The following is a 17,696-nucleotide window of genomic DNA, read 5'->3' as shown; positions in this document are numbered from 1 at the left end:
CTACGCCCATGTCTCAGATCCAATGATCTTTTACGGTTTTATAAAATGGAAGATGGTGCCTTGTGAGCAAGCTGGCCAAACTGCTTCAAACGAGTGTAATTAAGACGTTGCGATTCAATTTACACTATTTCGGCTGGGGGGGGGTACGTCTTCCTGTTCTAGTCTCAAGGAATTATGCTTTTACTCAGTTGCGAGGTAGGGTTGTAGTATTGAATCCTCGGACTGGGTGCATTTTATTAGGTTATTCTGGCGTCGGCATCTTTGATACTCATTTTGACCGTGGGATCTGGCAATGCGCTGGTGAAGCGATTTTTGAGGGCAAGGCCTCTTTTGGTCAAGGATCAAAGATTAGTATTGGCACTAATGGGCTGATGTACGTTGGTAATCTTTTTAGGAATACCGCCAAAGGTGAGTTTGTTTGCCATGATCAGATGAGACTCGGCGCTGGTACTCTTGTGAGCTGGGATACGCTATTAATGGACACTGATTTCCATCAGATTGACCGTAAGCCCGCGAGCGCTCCTGTAATACTGGGGGACAACGTCTGGGTCGGTTGCAGATGTATGGTGCTAAAGGGCGCTTCGGTGCCGAACGGGTCCGTGCTTGCTGCAGGCTCGACGGTTACCAAGGCTCTGACCCCGGAGAGATCGCTCTTTGGCGGCGTAAATAAGCTGCTTCGTACCGGAATTGAATGGAATGAATGACAGCTGCAATTTGAGCGGCTATGAACGGAAGGAAAAGACGGAATCTATGAAAGGCATCATCCTCGCCGGCGGGTCCGGCACGCGCCTGTACCCGCTCACGCTCGTGACCTCCAAGCAGCTGCTGCCGGTCTACGACAAGCCCATGATCTACTACCCGCTTAGCACCCTCATGCTGGCGGGCATCCGGGACATCCTCATCATCTCCACCCCGACCGACCTCCCCAACTTCGAGCGCCTGCTCGGGGACGGCTCGCGCTACGGCGTGAACCTCTCCTACGCCGAGCAGCCGAGCCCCGACGGCCTGGCGCAGGCGTTCACCATCGGCGAGGAGTTCATCGCCGGCGAGCCCTGCGCCCTGGTGCTCGGCGACAACATCTTCTACGGCAACGGCCTGTCCCGCCACCTGACGCGCGCCGTGCAGAACGCCGAGTCTGGCCGCGCCACGGTCTTCGGCTACCACGTCGACGACCCCGAGCGCTTCGGCGTGGTGGAGTTCGATGCGCAGGGGAGGGCCGTCTCCATCGAGGAGAAGCCCGCGGAGCCCAAGAGCTCCTACGCCGTCACCGGCCTGTACTTCTACCCGGGCGACGTCGCCGCCAAGGCCCACAAGGTTCAGCCTTCCGCCCGCGGGGAGCTGGAGATCACCACGCTCAACCAGATGTACCTGGAGGAGGGGACGCTCTCCGTCGTCACCCTCGGCCGCGGATACGCGTGGCTGGACACCGGCACCATGGAGAGCCTGCACGAGGCGGCGGAGTTCGTCCGAGCCGTGGAGCACTCCCAGGACCTTCCCGTGTCCGTGCCCGAGGAGATCGCCTGGGAGAACGGATGGATCACCACCGAGGGGCTCAAGGAGGCCGCGAAGGCCTACGGCAAGTCGGTCTACGGGCAGCACCTGAAGAAGGTCGCCGCCGGCGAGATCGTCAACAGCCCGCGCGAGTACTAGGAACTGAGGAGACATACATATGGCAGAGGAGACCTTCTCCCCCAAGAACATCATCGTAACGGGCGGCTGCGGCTTCATCGGCAGCAACTTCGTGCACTACGTCGTGGACAACCACCCGGGCGTCCACGTGTCCGTCCTGGATAAGCTGACCTACGCCGGCAACCCGGAGAACATCGCCGGGCTGCCCTCCGACCGCGTGGAGCTCGTCGTCGGCGACATCTGCGACGCGGAGCTGCTGGACAGGCTGGTCCCGGGCCACGACGCGATCGTGCACTACGCCGCCGAGAGCCACAACGACAACTCCATCGCCGACCCCGAGCCGTTCCTCCGCACCAACGTCGAGGGCACCTTCCGCCTGCTGGAGGCCGTTAGGAAATACGGCGTCCGCTACCACCACGTCTCCACCGACGAGGTCTACGGCGACCTGGCGCTCGACGACCCGGCCAAGTTCACCGAGGAGACGCCGTATAAGCCGAGTTCCCCGTACTCGAGCACAAAGGCGTCCTCCGACATGCTCGTGCGCGCCTGGACCCGCACCTACGGCCTGCGCACCACGATCTCCAACTGCTCCAACAACTACGGCCCCTACCAGCACGTGGAGAAGTTCATCCCACGCCAGATCACGAACATCGTCGACGGCGTCCGCCCCAAGCTCTACGGTAAGGGCGAGAACGTCCGAGACTGGATCCACACCGAGGACCACTCCTCGGCCGTCTGGGACATCCTCACGAAGGGCCGCATGGGGGAGACCTACCTCATCGGCGCCGACGGCGAGAAGGACAACATCACGGTCCTGCGCATGATCCTCACGGCCATGGGCCGCGACCCCGAGGACTTCGACTGGGTCGCCGACCGCCCCGGCCACGACCGCCGCTACGCCATCGACAGCACGAAGCTCCAGCGCGAGCTGGGCTGGAGGCCGGCCCACACCGACTTCGCCGAGGGGCTCAAGCAGACGATCGACTGGTACGTCGCCAACGAGTCCTGGTGGCGCCCGGCCAAGGAGGCCACCGAGGCCCGCTACCGCGCGCAGGGCCAGTAGGAGGGGAGAGACCTATGACAGATATCGCATTCGAGAAGGACCTCTCCGTCACCGAGACCGGCATCGGGGGCCTGATGGTCGTCGACCTCGCCGTCCACGGCGACTCGCGCGGCTGGTTCAAGGAGAACTGGCAGCGCGCCAAGATGACCGCCCTGGGCATCCCGGACCTCAAGGTCGTCCAGAACAACATCTCCTACAACGACAAGAGGGGCGTCACCCGCGGCATCCACGCCGAGCCCTGGGACAAGTTCATCTCCGTCGCCCGCGGCTCGGTCTTCGGCGCCTGGGTGGACCTGCGCGAGGGCAGCGCCACCTACGGGAAGGTCTACACGACCGTACTGGACCCAAGCAAGGCCATCTACGTCCCGCGCGGCGTTGGCAACTCCTTCCAGGCCCTGGAGGACGGCACCGCCTACACCTACCTGGTGGACGCCCACTGGTCCCTTGAATTGAAGAAGACCTACACCTTCGTGAACCTCGCCGACCCCGAGCTCAATATTCAGTGGCCGATCCCGCTCGATGAGGCCACCGTCTCCGAGGCCGACCTCAACCACCCGATGCTGAAGGACGTCGTCCCCATGGCGCCGAAGCGCACCCTCGTCACCGGTTGCAACGGCCAGCTGGGCCGTGCGGTCCGCGCGCTGGCCGAGGAGCGCGGCGTCGCCAAGGACTTCGACTTCTGCGACATCGACACCTTCGACATGTCCGACCCGGACGCCTACGATCAGTACGACTGGTCGCTCTACGGCACCGTGATCAACTGCGGCGCCTACACGGCCGTGGATAAAGCGGAGACCCCCGAGGGCCGCGTCATCGCCTGGAAGGCGAACGCGACGGGGCCGGCGCTGCTCGCCCGCACCTGCGCCGAGCACGGGGTCACGCTCGTCCACGTTTCCTCCGACTACGTCTTCGACGGCACCGCCGAGGTCCACACCGAGGAGGAGCCCCTCAGCCCGCTGTCCGTCTACGGCCAGACCAAGGCCGCCGGCGACATCGCCGTGGCCGGCTGCCCGCGCCACTACATCATGCGCTCCAGCTGGGTCATCGGCGAGGGCCACAACTTCGTCAAGACGATGAAGGGCCTCTCCGATCGCGTCGCCGACCCCGAGGACAAGCTGGACAAGGTCACCGTGGTCGACGACCAGCTGGGACGCCTGACCTTCACGCGCGACATGGCCGAGGCCATCTTCCACGTGCTGGGCTCGCACGCCCCCTACGGCACCTACAACTGCACCGGCTCGGGCGCGGTCAGGTCCTGGGCCGACATCGCCCGCGCCGTCTTCGAGGCCGCCAACGGCAACGGCGACAGGGTCGTGCCGGTTTCGACCGACGACTACTACGCGAGCGCCGAGGGCCCCGTAGCCCCGCGCCCGGTCCACTCCGCGCTCGACCTGTCCAGGCTGGAGTCGGTCGGTTTCCACATGCCCGACTGGGAGGAAGAGCTGACCATCTACTTAAATAGCTTTTAAGCTATCAAATAGTTAACCATTTAACCATTTTCGTTCTTTGACAATTGGAGAATGACATGAAGATCGCTGTCGCCGGTACCGGCTACGTCGGCCTGTCCCTAGCCGTCCTGCTCTCGCAGCACAACGAAGTTCACGCGCTGGACATCGTGCCCGAGAAGGTCGAGAAGATTAACAACTACGTATCGCCCATTCAGGACGACGAGATCGAGCGCTTCCTGTCAGAGGCCAAGGCGGGGGAGCGCGAGCTCGACCTGCACGCCACCGTGGACGTGGCCGAGGCCTATTCGGGCGCCGACTACGCCGTCATCGCCACGCCGACGAACTACGACTCGGACAGGAACTTCTTCGACACGAGCTCCGTCGAGGCCGCTATCGCCGCCGTGCGCTCGGTGAACCCGGACGCCTGGATCGTCATCAAGTCGACAATCCCCGTCGGCTACACCGCGGGTCTGCGCGAGAGGCTGGGCGACAGCAAGATTTTCTTCAGCCCGGAGTTCCTGCGCGAGAGCAAGGCGCTCTACGACAACCTGCATCCCAGCCGCATCGTGGTGGGCGCGCCCAAGGAGGACGCCGAGGCCGTCGCGGCTGCCGAGCGCTTCGCGCGTCTGCTCGCGCAGGGCGCCGATCCCGCCGAGCTGGAGCGCGTGAACGCCGACGGCTCCAAGGGCATCCCGGAGTTGGTGCTGGGCACCACCGAGGCCGAGGCCGTGAAGCTTTTCGCCAACACCTACCTGGCGCTGCGCGTGGCCTACTTCAACGAGCTCGACACCTACTGCGAGGTCCGCGGCCTCAACACCCGCGACGTCATCGACGGCGTGTGCTTGGAGCCGCGCATCGGCAGCCACTACAACAACCCCAGCTTCGGCTACGGCGGCTACTGCCTGCCCAAGGACACCAAGCAGCTGCTGGCGAACTACAAGGACGTTCCGCAGAACCTGATCGAGGCCATCGTGGAGGCCAACCGCACCCGCAAGGACTTCGTCGCCGACGAGGTGCTGCAGATGGTGTGGGACCGCGTCTACGAGGGCAAGCCGAAGCCGGTCGTGGGCGTCTACCGCCTGACGATGAAGTCCAACTCCGACAACTTCCGAGCGAGCTCCATCCAGGGCGTCATGAAGCGCGTGAAGGCCAAGGGCGTGCCCGTGGTGGTCTACGAGCCCACGCTGGACGCGCCGGAGTTCTTCGGTTCCGAGGTTACCCACGACCTGGAGGTCTTCAAGGCCGGCTGCGACGTGATCGTCGCCAACCGCTGGAGCGACGAGCTCGCGGACGTGGCGGACAAGGTGTACACGAGGGATCTGTTTAAGCGGGACTAGGGGAGAGTATTCCCAGCGGCGACTCTAACCTTGCTTAATAATCTCAATGTCAAGAATGATCCCGTATCAGCTAGCGCCGATACGGGATCATTTAATGTAGGTTTGGACCCCTTGCAGCTAACAGGCAATGAGATTTTTATAGCATGTTAACCTATGAACACCATTGTCTCAGCGTCTACCCCTTCGCTAACCCTAAGTCTCGGTGTATTGAATTCTTCTGGCGATGCAAGCGCGATCGCGGCACAAGCCTGATTGAAGGCGGTTTGCAGGTCGAGTCCGAATCCGATGCTCGAATACAGCTGAGCGGCGAACGCCTTCGCGGCGGAGTCCGATATGGAATTCGTCATGCCTATCGTCGCATCGACATGGCGCAGTATCTTATCAGCCTCCTCATCAGAGTAGCAGGCGTTGAAAACGATCAGCCTAACGTGTTTGGCGGCGGCTCCGACAACCACCGATAGACGCTCTTTATCGAGAAGAGCTGAATTACCAAACTGGTCTTCGAGCACAATACTTCCGTCAACCGCTCCGTGACCACTGAAGTGGACGATGTCGGGGTTAGTCTCATTGAGCACTTGAAGCAGGTCGCTCTGTCGCACCGCCCATCGGTCGTTGAAAACGACGCATTGGGGATTGTCCGACTTGCGTATAGCCTCGTGGATGTCTCGTGCTTCCGCCTCGATTCTGAGACGCACCTCGTCCTCGGGAGACGTGCCGAGGTATAACACCGTAACCTTCTCAGGCATGCTTTCTAGTGTTTCAAGCCTTGTCGCATGATCTTCGATTGTGCGGTTCATTGAGCCCATGGCTCTGTTGAGCTGAAGTGCGTCCTGCTTGTGTTTCTTCGCAGCGGCGTTTTCTATACGCTGCCTTTCGCGTCCGACCTTTGCGGTTGCCGTGTTCACTTCTTTCTGCTTTACTGCGATTTTACCCTGAAGGCTCGCAATCTCCTTCTGCGCGCGCTCCTTGTCGCGCAGGGCGGATTGGTAAGATCGTAGTTTGCTACTACAGGACGATTCCGTACGCGCCTTCGTTGCCGCCGTCTGTGCGGCGTTCGCTTTTGTTTCAGCCGCGGTGAGCTTTGACTGTTCCCTCGCAAGCTTCTTTTGGAGGTCTGTCAATTCGCGCTGCCTTCTATCAAGGGTGCGCTGTTCCTGTTCTAAACTCATGTTGTTACCTTTCTCTATCTCTTCGCATAGGCCTATTGTACTAATCGAAACGTATGACCTGAGGAGTCTTGATTCGGCATTAAAAACTCGACGTAATCGCCTTTTCCTTTCACCGACTGGCAAAACGATTTACACCTAATTTTGGGAATTCATCACAGGCTCTTTCCCCGCTTGTAACCTGATCTCGCTACACTAATAACTGCTGCTACCAGGTAGTTTTCTGGCGCAGTTTCCATTGGCTCTTGCGAAGATCGGAGCGGTTATGTTTGCTGCCGCGTTCCACACCAGCCGTCACTACATCCTGCTTACTGCCATGGCCTGCCTATGCGTTTTGCTGGGTGGGCCTTCTTATGCTGCGGGCGCGGACAGCCTGTTCATCGCGGGCGCCACGTACTACGAGCCGGGCATATCGGGCCCCGGTTGGGCCTGGACCGATGCCGACCATCTGGAGCTTAACGGCTACACGGGCGAGGCCATCGGCGCGGACGACGACCTGGTGGTGACGCTGACCGGGCAGAACACTGTTGTCGAGACGAGCGCGCTCGACGTGGACATCTCGCGTTGCGGCATGGAGGTGTGGGGCGATTTGACGCTCCGCGGTACCGGGTCGCTGACGGCCACGGGCTCGCAGTGCGGGATCTACGTGTCGGGGGCGCTCGCGGTGGATGGCTGTAAGGTTGACGCGCGGGCCGACGGCGCCGGCATCGCGGATGCGCGGGTGGCCGGTGTGATCGCGGACGGTCTTGCCGTTCGCGGCCCCGGGCGCGTTGTCGCCGCGGGCGCGGGCTCCGGGGCGGGCGTGAGCGCCTATGGCGTGTGCCTGCCGAGCGGGGCTGCCGGCGGCGGTGCGGCCGGGCAACTTACCGTAGATGCGTCCTGGCTGGATGCGTCGGGCGCCGAAGGCGGCGTCGCCTGCCTGGGCGGGTCGCTTGCATCCGCGCGCTTTGTGGCGCCTGCGGGTGGGACCTTTGGCACGGGCGGCGTGGTGGGTGCCGACGGGTCCGTGGCAGCGCATGTGACGATCGAGCCCGTGGATACCACGGCGCCGGCGGGGGAGACCGGCGGCCCCGATGTGCCGGGCGATGGTCCGTCCGCCCCTGGCACCGATCCCGCTACCGGCGAGCCCGCTGCGGATCCCTCGGCAAACCCCACACAAAAGCCCGCGGCCGCGACTAAGACGGTGACCACGCCCACAGTGACCGACACCACGGCCGCCAAGGCCTCTAGGCCCAAGGCCGCCACCGCGACGACCGTCTCGCTCCCCAAGGCCGGTGATAACTGCTGGATCGCCGCATCCCTAACGCTAATCTTTCTCGGCATAGCGCTCCTATGCGCCGCGATTCGCTGCTAAGGCGCTCGATTTCCAGAGGCGAAGAGAAAATCGAACCGTCAAGCCCAAACCGATCCCTAGCAACATATCCGTGGCTAGATATTGTCCGGGCCGATGTTACCCTCCATAACTTCTGATTGTTGCCGTCTTGACGATTATGTATCTTTACATTACCTTCTGAAACATATGGCGCACCTTGTCCAGGCGGCTGTTTGGACGGCGGGGCTGGATGACCGGCTGACCGACAGCGGCCTGATATCCTTTCAGCTCTGTAAGGCATACGCTCCGCCCGTTGGTGTAAAAGGCCAGATCAGTACGGTATGCCTGTATACAGCGGGCGGGAATCTCGCCAGTAATGACAACTTCATCCTTTTTTACCTGGGCCGTTTCGATGGTGGCACAGTATTTCGGTGCATCATGATAAGCCCTGGAAAGGTATTCCTGGGGCGCATAGAGGGTGAAGGAGAGATAAGGTTCCAGCAGCTGCGTCCCCGATTCCTTCAATGCCTGTTCCAATACAATCGGGGCCAATGAGCGGAAGTCCGCCGGCGTGCTGACCGGACTGTAATAAAGCCCGTATTCAAAGCAAATCTTACAGTCCGTTACGTTCCAGCCGAACAAGCCCTGCTCCAGCCCGTAACGGATACCATCCCTGACAGCGTTTTGAAAACTCTGGTTCAAGTATCCCAGCGAAACCCGGCTCTCGTATTGTACACCGGAGCCAAGCGGGAGTGGTGTAACAGACAGTCCGATGGATGCCCAAAACGGGTTGGGCGGCACCTCGATATGGATGGTGTGGCTGGCTGCTTTGAGCGGCCGCTCCATATAAATGACGGAGGGTTCCTTCACCGCTGTTTCAATCTTGTACTTTTCCGCCAGCAAAGCGGAAACAACCTCCAACTGCACCCGGCCTAAAAAAGAAAGAATGATCTCGTGGGTGATGGAATCCACCTCGTAGCGCAAAAGCGGGTCAGTATCCGCAATTTGAGTAAGAGCGTCCAGCAGCCGTTCTCTTTGCGCTGCCGTTTTCGGCGCAATCGTCGTCCGCAGCATGGGGAGGGGGGCATCACGCCACCTTTCACGAGGAAGCCGGGTGTCGTCCCCCAATACGTCGTTTAATCCCACGCTGTCGCTGGGAAGGATAACAATTTCACCCGGATAAGCGGTGTCTGTCCGAACAATCTCCCCTTTGGATGGAATACGCATCTCTGTGATTTTCAGCTTTTCTCTCCCGGCCAGAGCCACCGTATCCCGCAGGCGCAGCGTTCCGCTGTATAGCCGCAAATAGATGAGCCGCTGGCCACAATCTGTATACTCCACCTTGAAAACGCTGCCGCATAGGGCGTCGCTCCCCTGTTCCCCAATCGGTTGGAACAGCCCTGTCACCGCATCCATCAACGGTTGAATGCCAAGGCCCTTTTTGGCGCTGCCATGATAGACCGGGAACAGGGAGGCGTCTTGAACCCGCCGCTGTTCCTCCCGCGCAAGTTCTTCCCGGCTGATCGGTTCTCCTGCGATATACTTTTCCAATAATTTATCGTTATTTTCGATGACCGCATCCCATGCTTCTATGTCGGTATTTTCCTCCAGGACTATTTCCGGGGACAGCGACACCGTCTGCTTGATGATAATATCGGCGGAGAGCTTATCCCGAACAGACTGATACACGCCCTGCAAATCAACGCCAGCCTGGTCGATCTTATTGATAAAGATAACGGTGGGAATGTCCATTTTCCGCAGGGCATGGAACAGAATACGGGTCTGGGCCTGCACACCATCTTTAGCGGAGATCACCAAGATGGCCCCATCTAAAACAGCCAAAGAGCGGTACACCTCCGCCAAAAAATCCATGTGGCCGGGCGTATCCACAATGTTGACTTTACATCTGTGCCACTGGAAGGAAGTGACTGCCGCTTGAATGGTAATCCCACGCTGCCGCTCCAAAAGCATGGTGTCCGTCCTCGTTGTCCCTTTTTCGACGCTCCCCGGTTCTGAAATGGCTCCGCTGGCATATAGCAGGCTCTCCGTCAAGGTCGTCTTTCCAGCGTCTACATGGGCAAGAATTCCAATATTGATTATTTTCATGTGATTGTCCTCCCTTTACAGCCCCAAAGGGCATAAAAATCCCCAGCAGTAAAATACTTTTACCGCTGGGGATGATAATCTGCGGACATACACATATACAGCATACACCTGTTTGTGAGTGCTGTTTTTGGGGATATGTCAAAATTGATAAGGCAAAAGTATTCTTAAATTGGGTACAAAAAACTAAGCCCCTACAAAAGGAGCTATCATAATCCTTTGTTCCCACTATTTGATTATAGTTTTATTTAAGAATACCTTGCCGCATATTTTTTACTCCTTTTCTGGATTAAATCATTGTATCACATCAGTTTTTATCACATCAGTTTTAGGAAAGCAAGTACCTAAAAGAAATTTTTCTTCCCCTTATATGTAACAATCATACCGGCTTCCTAGCGTTCAGAATGTTTTCTGCTGTCTGCTGTGGTGTTTGGTTGGAATTGTCCAACCAAAAGCCGATCCGTGGTGTTGTCTGCATTTTACTAAATACAAATTCAATGTATACAGAAAGAAATATATAAGGAGTGGGAGGGATTCCGCCGTAGTCGGCATTGTAGGAAAATCCAAAAGTTTAGATTTTCTCAAAATGCTTATCTTTTGGTCTTTGGTTCGGAATAGTGTAGTGCTGGCGGTCTATCTATTGTTTTCGGTTGCTTGCTTCTTTACCGTACATGAGCATTGTTGCAGGAATTATCCTGAAAGCATGCCCTAGCACCCTGTGCAGCAATGCCTACGACTTTGCGTTTTGTCCCGAGCCCTGCTACGACCGCTGGTTGACCTCGCCGATCCCGAGGACTGGGGTCCCAGTAACCGCATCCTCAAAAACTACCTGTCGTTTTCTTTTAGCCGCGCGGTGTTTTTAACCGAGCGCGACGCGGACCAGACCGCGCCGCAGCTAGCTACACGTTCGCGGTGCCGCAGTTCTATGGTGGCCGAATCCAGCTGCTCCTGCCGCTGTTCCTGACCGGCGACAGGCCCGAGCTGGCGCTGACCATCCAGCGCGAGGACGGCTTTTACGCCGCGCGCCCCTGCCTCAGACTCGACATGGCTTACAACACCGCGCGACTTATCTGCCGCCCCGAGACATCCTGGATTAAGCGATAAATGGTGGTTTAGCTGCGGGTTTGCCGGTTACCTTGGTTGCTTTGGTTTGGCTGGAGCCCACGAATTTAAAATCGAGGGCAAAAAGTTCTTGGTAAACCGCGCGCGGCTATGTTAGTATCTCTTTTGCCGAAAGGCGACGGGCGATTGGCTCAGGGGTAGAGCATATCCTTCACACGGATGGGGTCACAAGTTCGAATCTTGTATCGCCCACCATCAAAAGCACAGGTCAGAGGTGTTAAGCCTCTGGCCTTTTTCTTTTTGACACCAAGGATGACACCAAAACTGACACCAAAAATAAATCTTACTCGTCTAAGGCATCATTTTTGTCGCGCCCTTTTTGCTGATGCTATTGCATGTTTTGTATAAAACGCATGCGTACATTCATTGAATTCCCCATGTGATCCGCGCGCAAATGTGGAGACAGAGACCACACGCCCAGGGCTCCTTCCAGCGGATTTCTATCACACGAGGGATTTTCGGCAGAACTCGTCAAGCTATTGGTTTGCTTCCGGTACTTACCCTCATGATGGCCCAGTAGATAATCGGCCATGCCCGTGATCCGCACGGCCCGCGGCCGAAACCAGGGGAGGCGCAAATGGACGAAATCGTCTGCGCAAACACCGCATTCCGCTACTGGCGCTGCCCGCCGCAGGTGCGCGATCTCTACCCGCGCCTGCCCAACTCCGAAGACGGCTGGCGAGCTCTATCCCAAGCCCCTTTCGTAACCGACGTCCTCAAGGCCCCGATTATCGCTGTAGCTTCGCCAGGTTCTTGTAATCACCACTCGGGATTGCGCTCCACTATTCGCTGGGAAGGGGCATCGGATGCCGGCACAACAATCGACACTCATTTAGGCTTTAGTGTCACCAATCCGCTTAACACGTTATTTACTATGACACGCTTTGTGTCTCAAATAGATCTCGTGCTGGCTATGTACGAACTATGCGGCTGGTTTTCTGTTTTCGAGCCAACCCCCGCTGCCGAAATGCAGCTAAAAATGGCAGAAGAGGAGAATCGCAATTCCAGCACGCAGGATCTGTTCGAACTTGGAGAAAGCGAAGACGAGGTTCCTTGGAAACGAGTTTATGCCCACGCAACCGTAAAGGACCCAGTTAATGAAGGCAAAACGAGCAAGCGTGAGGATGGAAGAGAGGTTACGAAACTCAAAGGTACTTCTCTTTGGATGAGAAAGCCGCTTATCGAACTGAGCGACCTGCATCGATTCGCCGATAAGGTCAAAAGTCAAATGTGGGGAAAGCAGTTTTATGATGCCGCTCAACAGGTTATCGGCATTGCTGCATCTCCACTCGAGGTCGCGGGGGTCCTGCTCCTAAGTCGTTCTCGACGTCTAGGTGGTTCAGGTTTCAGATACGTGTACCTCAACGATTTAACCCCTCTATCCGAGGCAGCCCAAAGCATCGCAGGTCAGAAGGTCTGCTACGGCGACATCGTGATTGTAAACCCAATGCTAATGAAGGCAGTAATTATCGAGATTCAAGGTGAAGTCATCCATGGATCAGGCGCGGTACTTGACCACGATGCGGAACGTATGACTGCGCTCCAGAGCATGGGTTTCGACGTGTTCCTGGTAACCCACGATATGCTTAACGACAAAAAGCAGCTAGACACCATAGTCAAAAGCGTCTGCAGTCGTTTGGGGATTCGATATAAAGCCAAATCCGAGGCGATGAAGCGCGCCGAGACGCGACTGCGAGCAAATGTTTTGTGCAACTGGTTGGAAATCGCGAATTAGCCGGCAACGAGATACTAGAACAACCTTGTTTGCCTGCCAGTAAATTAGTGCCATTTCAAAACCATGCCGGATTACGGGGCTGGACCCGGACCGGCCGTCCATACCCTGCATCTCACGAAATTCGCAAGTCGTCTACCTGCGGTTTTGATTTTACCGATTACGGCATGCCCGAGGGTTCCCGGCCTGGCCCCGTAAACCGGCATGGTTTTGAGATCGCCGGGTGGGCGGGGGCGCGATTGGTCCCGATAATGGGCCTGGTGCCGGCAGGATGGCCGTTGGGCGGATGGCGGCCCGCGCCACGGAAGCGTTAAAACGGCGGCCGGCGGGACTCGAGATGTCCCAAGGGCGCCGGAGAGGGGGCGGCGGCCACGCCGCCGCCCGCGGGGCGCGCCCCGCGGGCCGGATCGGGCACCGCGGGCCCCTCGCTCCCGAGCCCGTACCGCATCCCCGGCCCCGCCGCCGAAAGATTTTTCCGAGATTGTCCTTGCATCGGCGGGGGAGTTCCCGTATAGTACTTCTTCGCACGGGGGCGTAGCTCAGCTGGGAGAGCGCTTGACTGGCAGTCAAGAGGTCAGGGGTTCGATCCCCCTCGTCTCCACCCGAGCATTGAATGGGGCTCCAACGCAAGTTGGGGCCTTTTTTCATATCAATCGTCTTGCAGTTTGTCTTTACTTAGTGGCTGTTGAAGTAAATCCAACCTAAATTGCAAATATGAATGAAATTAACGCCCTACGCCATTGCAGGCCAAAATAAGGCGTCAACGCAATGTAAAGAGGCCAGGCGTGTTGCCCGGCCTCGAAATACTCTGGTGGGCCCTCCGGGATTCGAACCCAGAACCCAGGGATTATGAGTCCCCTGCGCTAACCGTTGCGCCAAGAGCCCTTATGTACTGTGATAATAATTTCAACAATGGAAATTCATTTCCCATTGGGTTAAATCACGATTTGAAATACTACCATGCACAAGCATGTCGCACAACGCACGATCAAACCATGTTTTTAACACCCGGTATTCCCTGACAATCAAGATGCATCACAAGAAATATCACTGGATGGGAATTGTTCAACCCATTATCCCAAGACTGCAAATAGAGTTAACCATCGGCGAACTGGTGCCATTTCAAAACCATGCCGGATTACGGGGCTGGACCCGGACCGGCCGTCCATACCCTGCATCTCACGAAATTCGCAAGTCGTCTACCTGCGGTTTTGATTTTACCGATTACGGCATGCCCGAGGGTTCCCGGCCTGGCCCCGTAAACCGGCATGGTTTTGAGATCGCCGGGTGGGCGGGGGCGCGATTGGTCCCGATAATGGGCCTGGTGCCGGCAGGATGGCCGTTGGGCGGATGGCGGCCCGCGCCACGGAAGCGTTAAAACGGCGGCCGGCGGGACTCGAGATGTCCCAAGGGCGCCGGAGAGGGGGCGGCGGCCACGCCGCCGCCCGCGGGGCGCGCCCCGCGGGCCGGATCGGGCACCGCGGGCCCCTCGCTCCCGAGCCCGTACCGCATCCCCGGCCCCGCCGCCGAAAGATTTTTCCGAGATTGTCCTTGCATCGGCGGGGGAGTTCCCGTATAGTACTTCTTCGCACGGGGGCGTAGCTCAGCTGGGAGAGCGCTTGACTGGCAGTCAAGAGGTCAGGGGTTCGATCCCCCTCGTCTCCACCCGAGCATTGAATGGGGCTCCAACGCAAGTTGGGGCCTTTTTTCATATAGGCACACAAGGTCAAAGGCGGCACCATGATCCTCCTGGTCGACAAGATCGAAAAAAGCTTCGGCGCGCGCGTCCTCTTTAGCGGCGCGTCCTTTCAGATCAACTCCGGCGAACGCTTTGCGCTCGTGGGACCCAACGGCGCCGGCAAAACCACCATGCTCAAAATCATCATGGGTATCGACAGCCCCGACGCCGGCCAGGTCCAGTACTCCAAGGACTGTCAGGTGGGCTACCTCGAGCAGGAAACCAACCTGGAGCACAAGGACACGACCATCCTCGCCGAGGTCATGGCCGCCGCCAAGGAAATCCGGCGCATGGGTGAGCGCGCCAACGAGCTGCAGGCCCAGATCACCGAGCTCTCTGAGCAGGGCAAGGACGTCGACGCGCTCCTTAACGAGTACGGCCAGGTCCAGGACCGCTTTGAGCACTTGGGCGGCTACGAGCTCGAAAGCAATGCCCGCAAGATCCTGTCCGGTCTGGGCTTTAAGGTCACCGACTTTGAGCGCCCGTGTTCCGAGTTCTCGGGCGGCTGGCAGATGCGCATCGCGCTGGCCAAGCTCTTCTTGCGCCATCCCGACCTGCTGCTTCTGGACGAGCCCACCAACCACCTGGACCTCGAAAGCGTCCAGTGGTTGCGCGGCTTTATCGCCAACTACGACGGCGCCGTTCTCATCGTCAGCCACGACCGCGCCTTTATGGACGCCTGCGTCGACCACGTCGCCGCGCTCGAGAACCGCCGCGTGACCACCTACACCGGCAATTACAGCAGCTACCTCAAGCAGCGCGAGGACAACCTGGAGCAGATGCGCGCCAAACGTGCCGCCCAGGAGCGCGACATCGCCCACATGCAGGTCTTCGTCGACAAGTTCCGTTACAAGCCCACCAAAGCCGCCCAGGCGCAGGAGCGCATTCGCAAGATCGAGCAAATCAAAAAAGAGCTCGTCATCCTGCCCGAGGGCCACAAGCACATCGACTTTAAGTTCCCCGACCCGCCGCGCTCGGGCGACATGGTCGTGGGCCTGGAGGGCGTGTCCAAGTCCTACGGCAACAAGCACATCTATAGCGATATCGACCTCAAGCTCTATCGCGGCGAGCACGTGGCGCTCGTCGGCCCCAACGGCGCCGGCAAGTCCACCCTCATGAAGATCATCGCCGGCCTGGAGCCGCCCACTACCGGCACGCGCGACCTCGGTACCAACGTGGGCGTGGCCTATTACGCCCAGCACGCGCTCGAGGGCATGACCGAGTCCAACACCGTCCTGCAAGAAATCGACACCGTCACGCCTAAGTGGACCGTGCCGCAGCAGCGCAGCCTGCTGGGCGCCTTCCTGTTTAGCGACAACGATTCCATCGAAAAGCAGGTTCGCGTTCTTTCCGGCGGCGAAAAGGCGCGTCTGGCCCTGGCTAAGATGCTCGTGGCCCCCGAGGCACTTCTGTGCCTGGACGAGCCCACTAACCACCTGGACATCGACTCGGTGGACATGCTCGAGAACGCCCTGCAAAACTTCCCCGGCACCATCGTGCTGATTAGCCACGACGAGCACTTGGTGCGAGCCGTGGCCAACCGCGTCATCGACATCCGCGATGGCAAGGTCACGGTCTATGACGGCGACTACGACTACTACCTCTACAAGCGCGAGGACCTCGCGGCCCGCGCTGCCGCCGAGGCTGCAGGGGAGAGCACGCCTTCCGCGGCCAAGCCCACCAAAGCCAGCGCCGCCCAGGCCGATACCCCCGCTGCGGCCCCCAAGCCGGCCGAGGGCAAAAAGACCAAGGAGCAAAAGCGCGCCGAGGCCCAGGCCCGCGCCGCGCTCAACAAAAAGCTCAAGGGCGTGCGCAACCAGCTCAAGAAGATCGAGGCCGAGCTCGACAAAAAGCGCGCCCGCTATGACGAGCTTATGGAATTGATGGCGAGCGAAGAGCTTTATGCCGATCAGGATAAGTTCAACGCCGCGCTGGGGGAATATAACGGGCTTAAGCAAGAGCTGCCCAAGCTCGAGGACGAATGGCTGGAGCTTTCCACCCAGATCGAAGAGGAGACCGCGCGTGAACTCTCGTAAGGCCGCTGCCGTGGCGATGAGCATCATCGCCATCGCTTGTCGCATCTGCGGCATCTTTATGAGCGCGATGACCGTGCTACTGTGCTTTAGCGGCCTCTCCGCCAAGCTGCAGATTGTGGGCTTTGTCGTTGAGCTTTCGCGCGCGCTGCCGAGCACCATTGCCGGCTACGGCGTCATCACATCGCCCTTCGGCGGCGTGTTCCGCCTGGATTACGCCATCGTGGCCGTCATCCTGTTTGTGACCGACTACCTGCTCTCGCGCGCCTCGCGCCGTGTCCGCTAGGGGAGCGCCATGTCCAGCAGCTACTTCATGAACCTGCTTGCCAGCGCCGTCGCCGTCATCGTGGGCATCGTGATCCACGAGAGCGCACACGCCGCCGCAGCCTGGGCGCTTGGCGACAAGACGGCCCGTTCGCGCGGCCGCGTCTCGCTCAACCCGCTCAACCATATCGACCCGTTTGGCACCATCATCCTACCGCTGCTCATGCTCGCCGCCGGCGGCCCGGTGTTCGCCTTCGCCAAGCCCGTGCCGGTCTACCTCAACAACCTCAAGCACCCCAAGCGCGACGAGGTCTTGGTGAGCGCGGCCGGCCCCGCATCGAACATCGCACTGGCGTGCCTTGCGGCCGCCATCATGCACGCAGCATACGGCAACCTCTACACCAGCATGTCCTTTGCCGTAGCGTCCCAAATCATGAACTTCGGCGCCACCTTTATCGTGGTCAACCTGTCGCTTGCGTTCTTTAACCTCATCCCGATTCCGCCGCTTGACGGCTCGTCTATCATCGTGCCGTTTCTCAAAGGCAAGGCACTCGCCAACTACTACCAACTTCAGCAATACGCCATGCCGATTCTTATCATCGTGCTGTATCTGCTGCCCATGTGGACCGGCATCGATGTGATCGGCCGGTATTTCGACGTTACCGTGTATCCGCTCGCTGGGCAGCTGCTTAACTTCGCAATCGCCGGCATCTAGGGTAAACTTACAGGTCGACTGTGCAAAACGGTCG

Annotated in this window: 12 protein-coding genes, 4 tRNA genes and 1 pseudogene; 14 read left to right on the top strand and 3 right to left on the bottom strand. The window is 58.9% G+C overall.

Annotated elements, in window-relative coordinates:
* The first annotated feature begins 62 nt into the window (after positions 1–62).
* Genes ACTNBY_RS04760 through ACTNBY_RS04740 form a run of 5 tightly spaced genes read left to right on the top strand, consistent with a single transcriptional unit; the run spans position 63 to position 5,477 of the window.
* A complete protein-coding gene (locus ACTNBY_RS04760; protein ID WP_441063599.1) occupies positions 63–704 on the top strand; it encodes an acyltransferase in 642 nt (213 codons plus the stop codon).
* A gap of 46 nt (positions 705–750) precedes the next feature.
* Entirely contained in the window at positions 751–1,650 is a 900-nt protein-coding gene (gene rfbA, locus ACTNBY_RS04755) for a glucose-1-phosphate thymidylyltransferase RfbA (RefSeq protein WP_441063598.1), read from the top strand.
* A 19-nt stretch (positions 1,651–1,669) separates the two neighbouring features.
* Entirely contained in the window at positions 1,670–2,692 is a 1,023-nt protein-coding gene (rfbB, locus tag ACTNBY_RS04750; protein ID WP_441063597.1) for a dTDP-glucose 4,6-dehydratase, read from the top strand.
* Positions 2,693–2,706: 14 nt separating this feature from the next.
* Entirely contained in the window at positions 2,707–4,161 is a 1,455-nt protein-coding gene (locus tag ACTNBY_RS04745; protein WP_441063596.1) for a sugar nucleotide-binding protein, read from the top strand.
* A 56-nt stretch (positions 4,162–4,217) separates the two neighbouring features.
* Complete coding sequence (locus ACTNBY_RS04740) at positions 4,218–5,477, top strand: nucleotide sugar dehydrogenase (protein ID WP_441063595.1); 1,260 nt, start codon at positions 4,218–4,220, stop codon at positions 5,475–5,477.
* Positions 5,478–5,623: 146 nt separating this feature from the next.
* On the opposite strand, the gene ACTNBY_RS04735 is transcribed toward ACTNBY_RS04740, so the two are convergent.
* Positions 5,624–6,646 carry a hypothetical protein gene (locus ACTNBY_RS04735; protein WP_441063593.1) on the bottom strand — a complete coding sequence of 341 codons (1,023 nt, stop codon included), beginning with the start codon at positions 6,644–6,646 and terminating at the stop codon, positions 5,624–5,626.
* Positions 6,647–6,908: 262 nt separating this feature from the next.
* Between ACTNBY_RS04735 and ACTNBY_RS04730 the strand changes: the two genes are divergently transcribed.
* Complete coding sequence (locus tag ACTNBY_RS04730) at positions 6,909–7,997, top strand: hypothetical protein (protein ID WP_441063591.1); 1,089 nt, start codon at positions 6,909–6,911, stop codon at positions 7,995–7,997.
* A 144-nt stretch (positions 7,998–8,141) separates the two neighbouring features.
* Here ACTNBY_RS04730 and tet(W) read toward each other — a convergent pair whose 3' ends face one another.
* Entirely contained in the window at positions 8,142–10,061 is a 1,920-nt protein-coding gene (gene tet(W) / locus ACTNBY_RS04725) for a tetracycline resistance ribosomal protection protein Tet(W) (protein WP_441063590.1), read from the bottom strand.
* 888 nt (positions 10,062–10,949) lie between these two features.
* Here tet(W) and ACTNBY_RS04720 point away from each other — a divergent pair.
* From ACTNBY_RS04720 to ACTNBY_RS04705, 4 genes and pseudogenes are all read left to right on the top strand, one after another.
* Positions 10,950–11,162: pseudogene (locus tag ACTNBY_RS04720) on the top strand (DUF3825 domain-containing protein); the annotation flags it as partial.
* A gap of 138 nt (positions 11,163–11,300) precedes the next feature.
* Positions 11,301–11,375 (top strand) — tRNA-Val (locus tag ACTNBY_RS04715).
* A 382-nt stretch (positions 11,376–11,757) separates the two neighbouring features.
* Positions 11,758–12,915, top strand: a complete 1,158-nt coding sequence (locus tag ACTNBY_RS04710) for a hypothetical protein (protein WP_441063588.1) — start codon at positions 11,758–11,760, stop codon at positions 12,913–12,915.
* A 525-nt stretch (positions 12,916–13,440) separates the two neighbouring features.
* A tRNA-Ala gene (locus ACTNBY_RS04705) sits at positions 13,441–13,513 on the top strand.
* Positions 13,514–13,721: 208 nt separating this feature from the next.
* Here ACTNBY_RS04705 and ACTNBY_RS04700 read toward each other — a convergent pair.
* Positions 13,722–13,797: transfer RNA gene (locus ACTNBY_RS04700), tRNA-Ile, on the bottom strand.
* A 707-nt stretch (positions 13,798–14,504) separates the two neighbouring features.
* Here ACTNBY_RS04700 and ACTNBY_RS04695 point away from each other — a divergent pair.
* From ACTNBY_RS04695 to ACTNBY_RS04680, 4 genes are all read left to right on the top strand, one after another.
* Positions 14,505–14,577 (top strand) — tRNA-Ala (locus ACTNBY_RS04695).
* Between the two features lie 75 nt (positions 14,578–14,652).
* Positions 14,653–16,686 carry an ABC-F family ATP-binding cassette domain-containing protein gene (locus ACTNBY_RS04690; protein WP_441063586.1) on the top strand — a complete coding sequence of 678 codons (2,034 nt, stop codon included), beginning with the start codon at positions 14,653–14,655 and terminating at the stop codon, positions 16,684–16,686.
* On the top strand, positions 16,673–16,969 hold the full coding sequence (locus ACTNBY_RS04685; protein ID WP_441063584.1) for a hypothetical protein: 297 nt from the start codon (positions 16,673–16,675) through the stop codon (positions 16,967–16,969). Before ACTNBY_RS04690 ends, ACTNBY_RS04685 begins: the two co-directional genes overlap by 14 nt.
* Before the next feature lie 9 nt (positions 16,970–16,978).
* A complete protein-coding gene (locus ACTNBY_RS04680; protein WP_441063582.1) occupies positions 16,979–17,662 on the top strand; it encodes a site-2 protease family protein in 684 nt (227 codons plus the stop codon).
* The last annotated feature ends 34 nt before the right edge of the window (positions 17,663–17,696 follow it).

Source organism: Collinsella sp. HCP28S3_E12, from assembly GCF_052065595.1.
Classification (GTDB): domain Bacteria; phylum Actinomycetota; class Coriobacteriia; order Coriobacteriales; family Coriobacteriaceae; genus Collinsella.
Note: the sequence above shows the minus strand (reverse complement) of the source record. Positions and strands in the feature narration are given on the sequence as shown.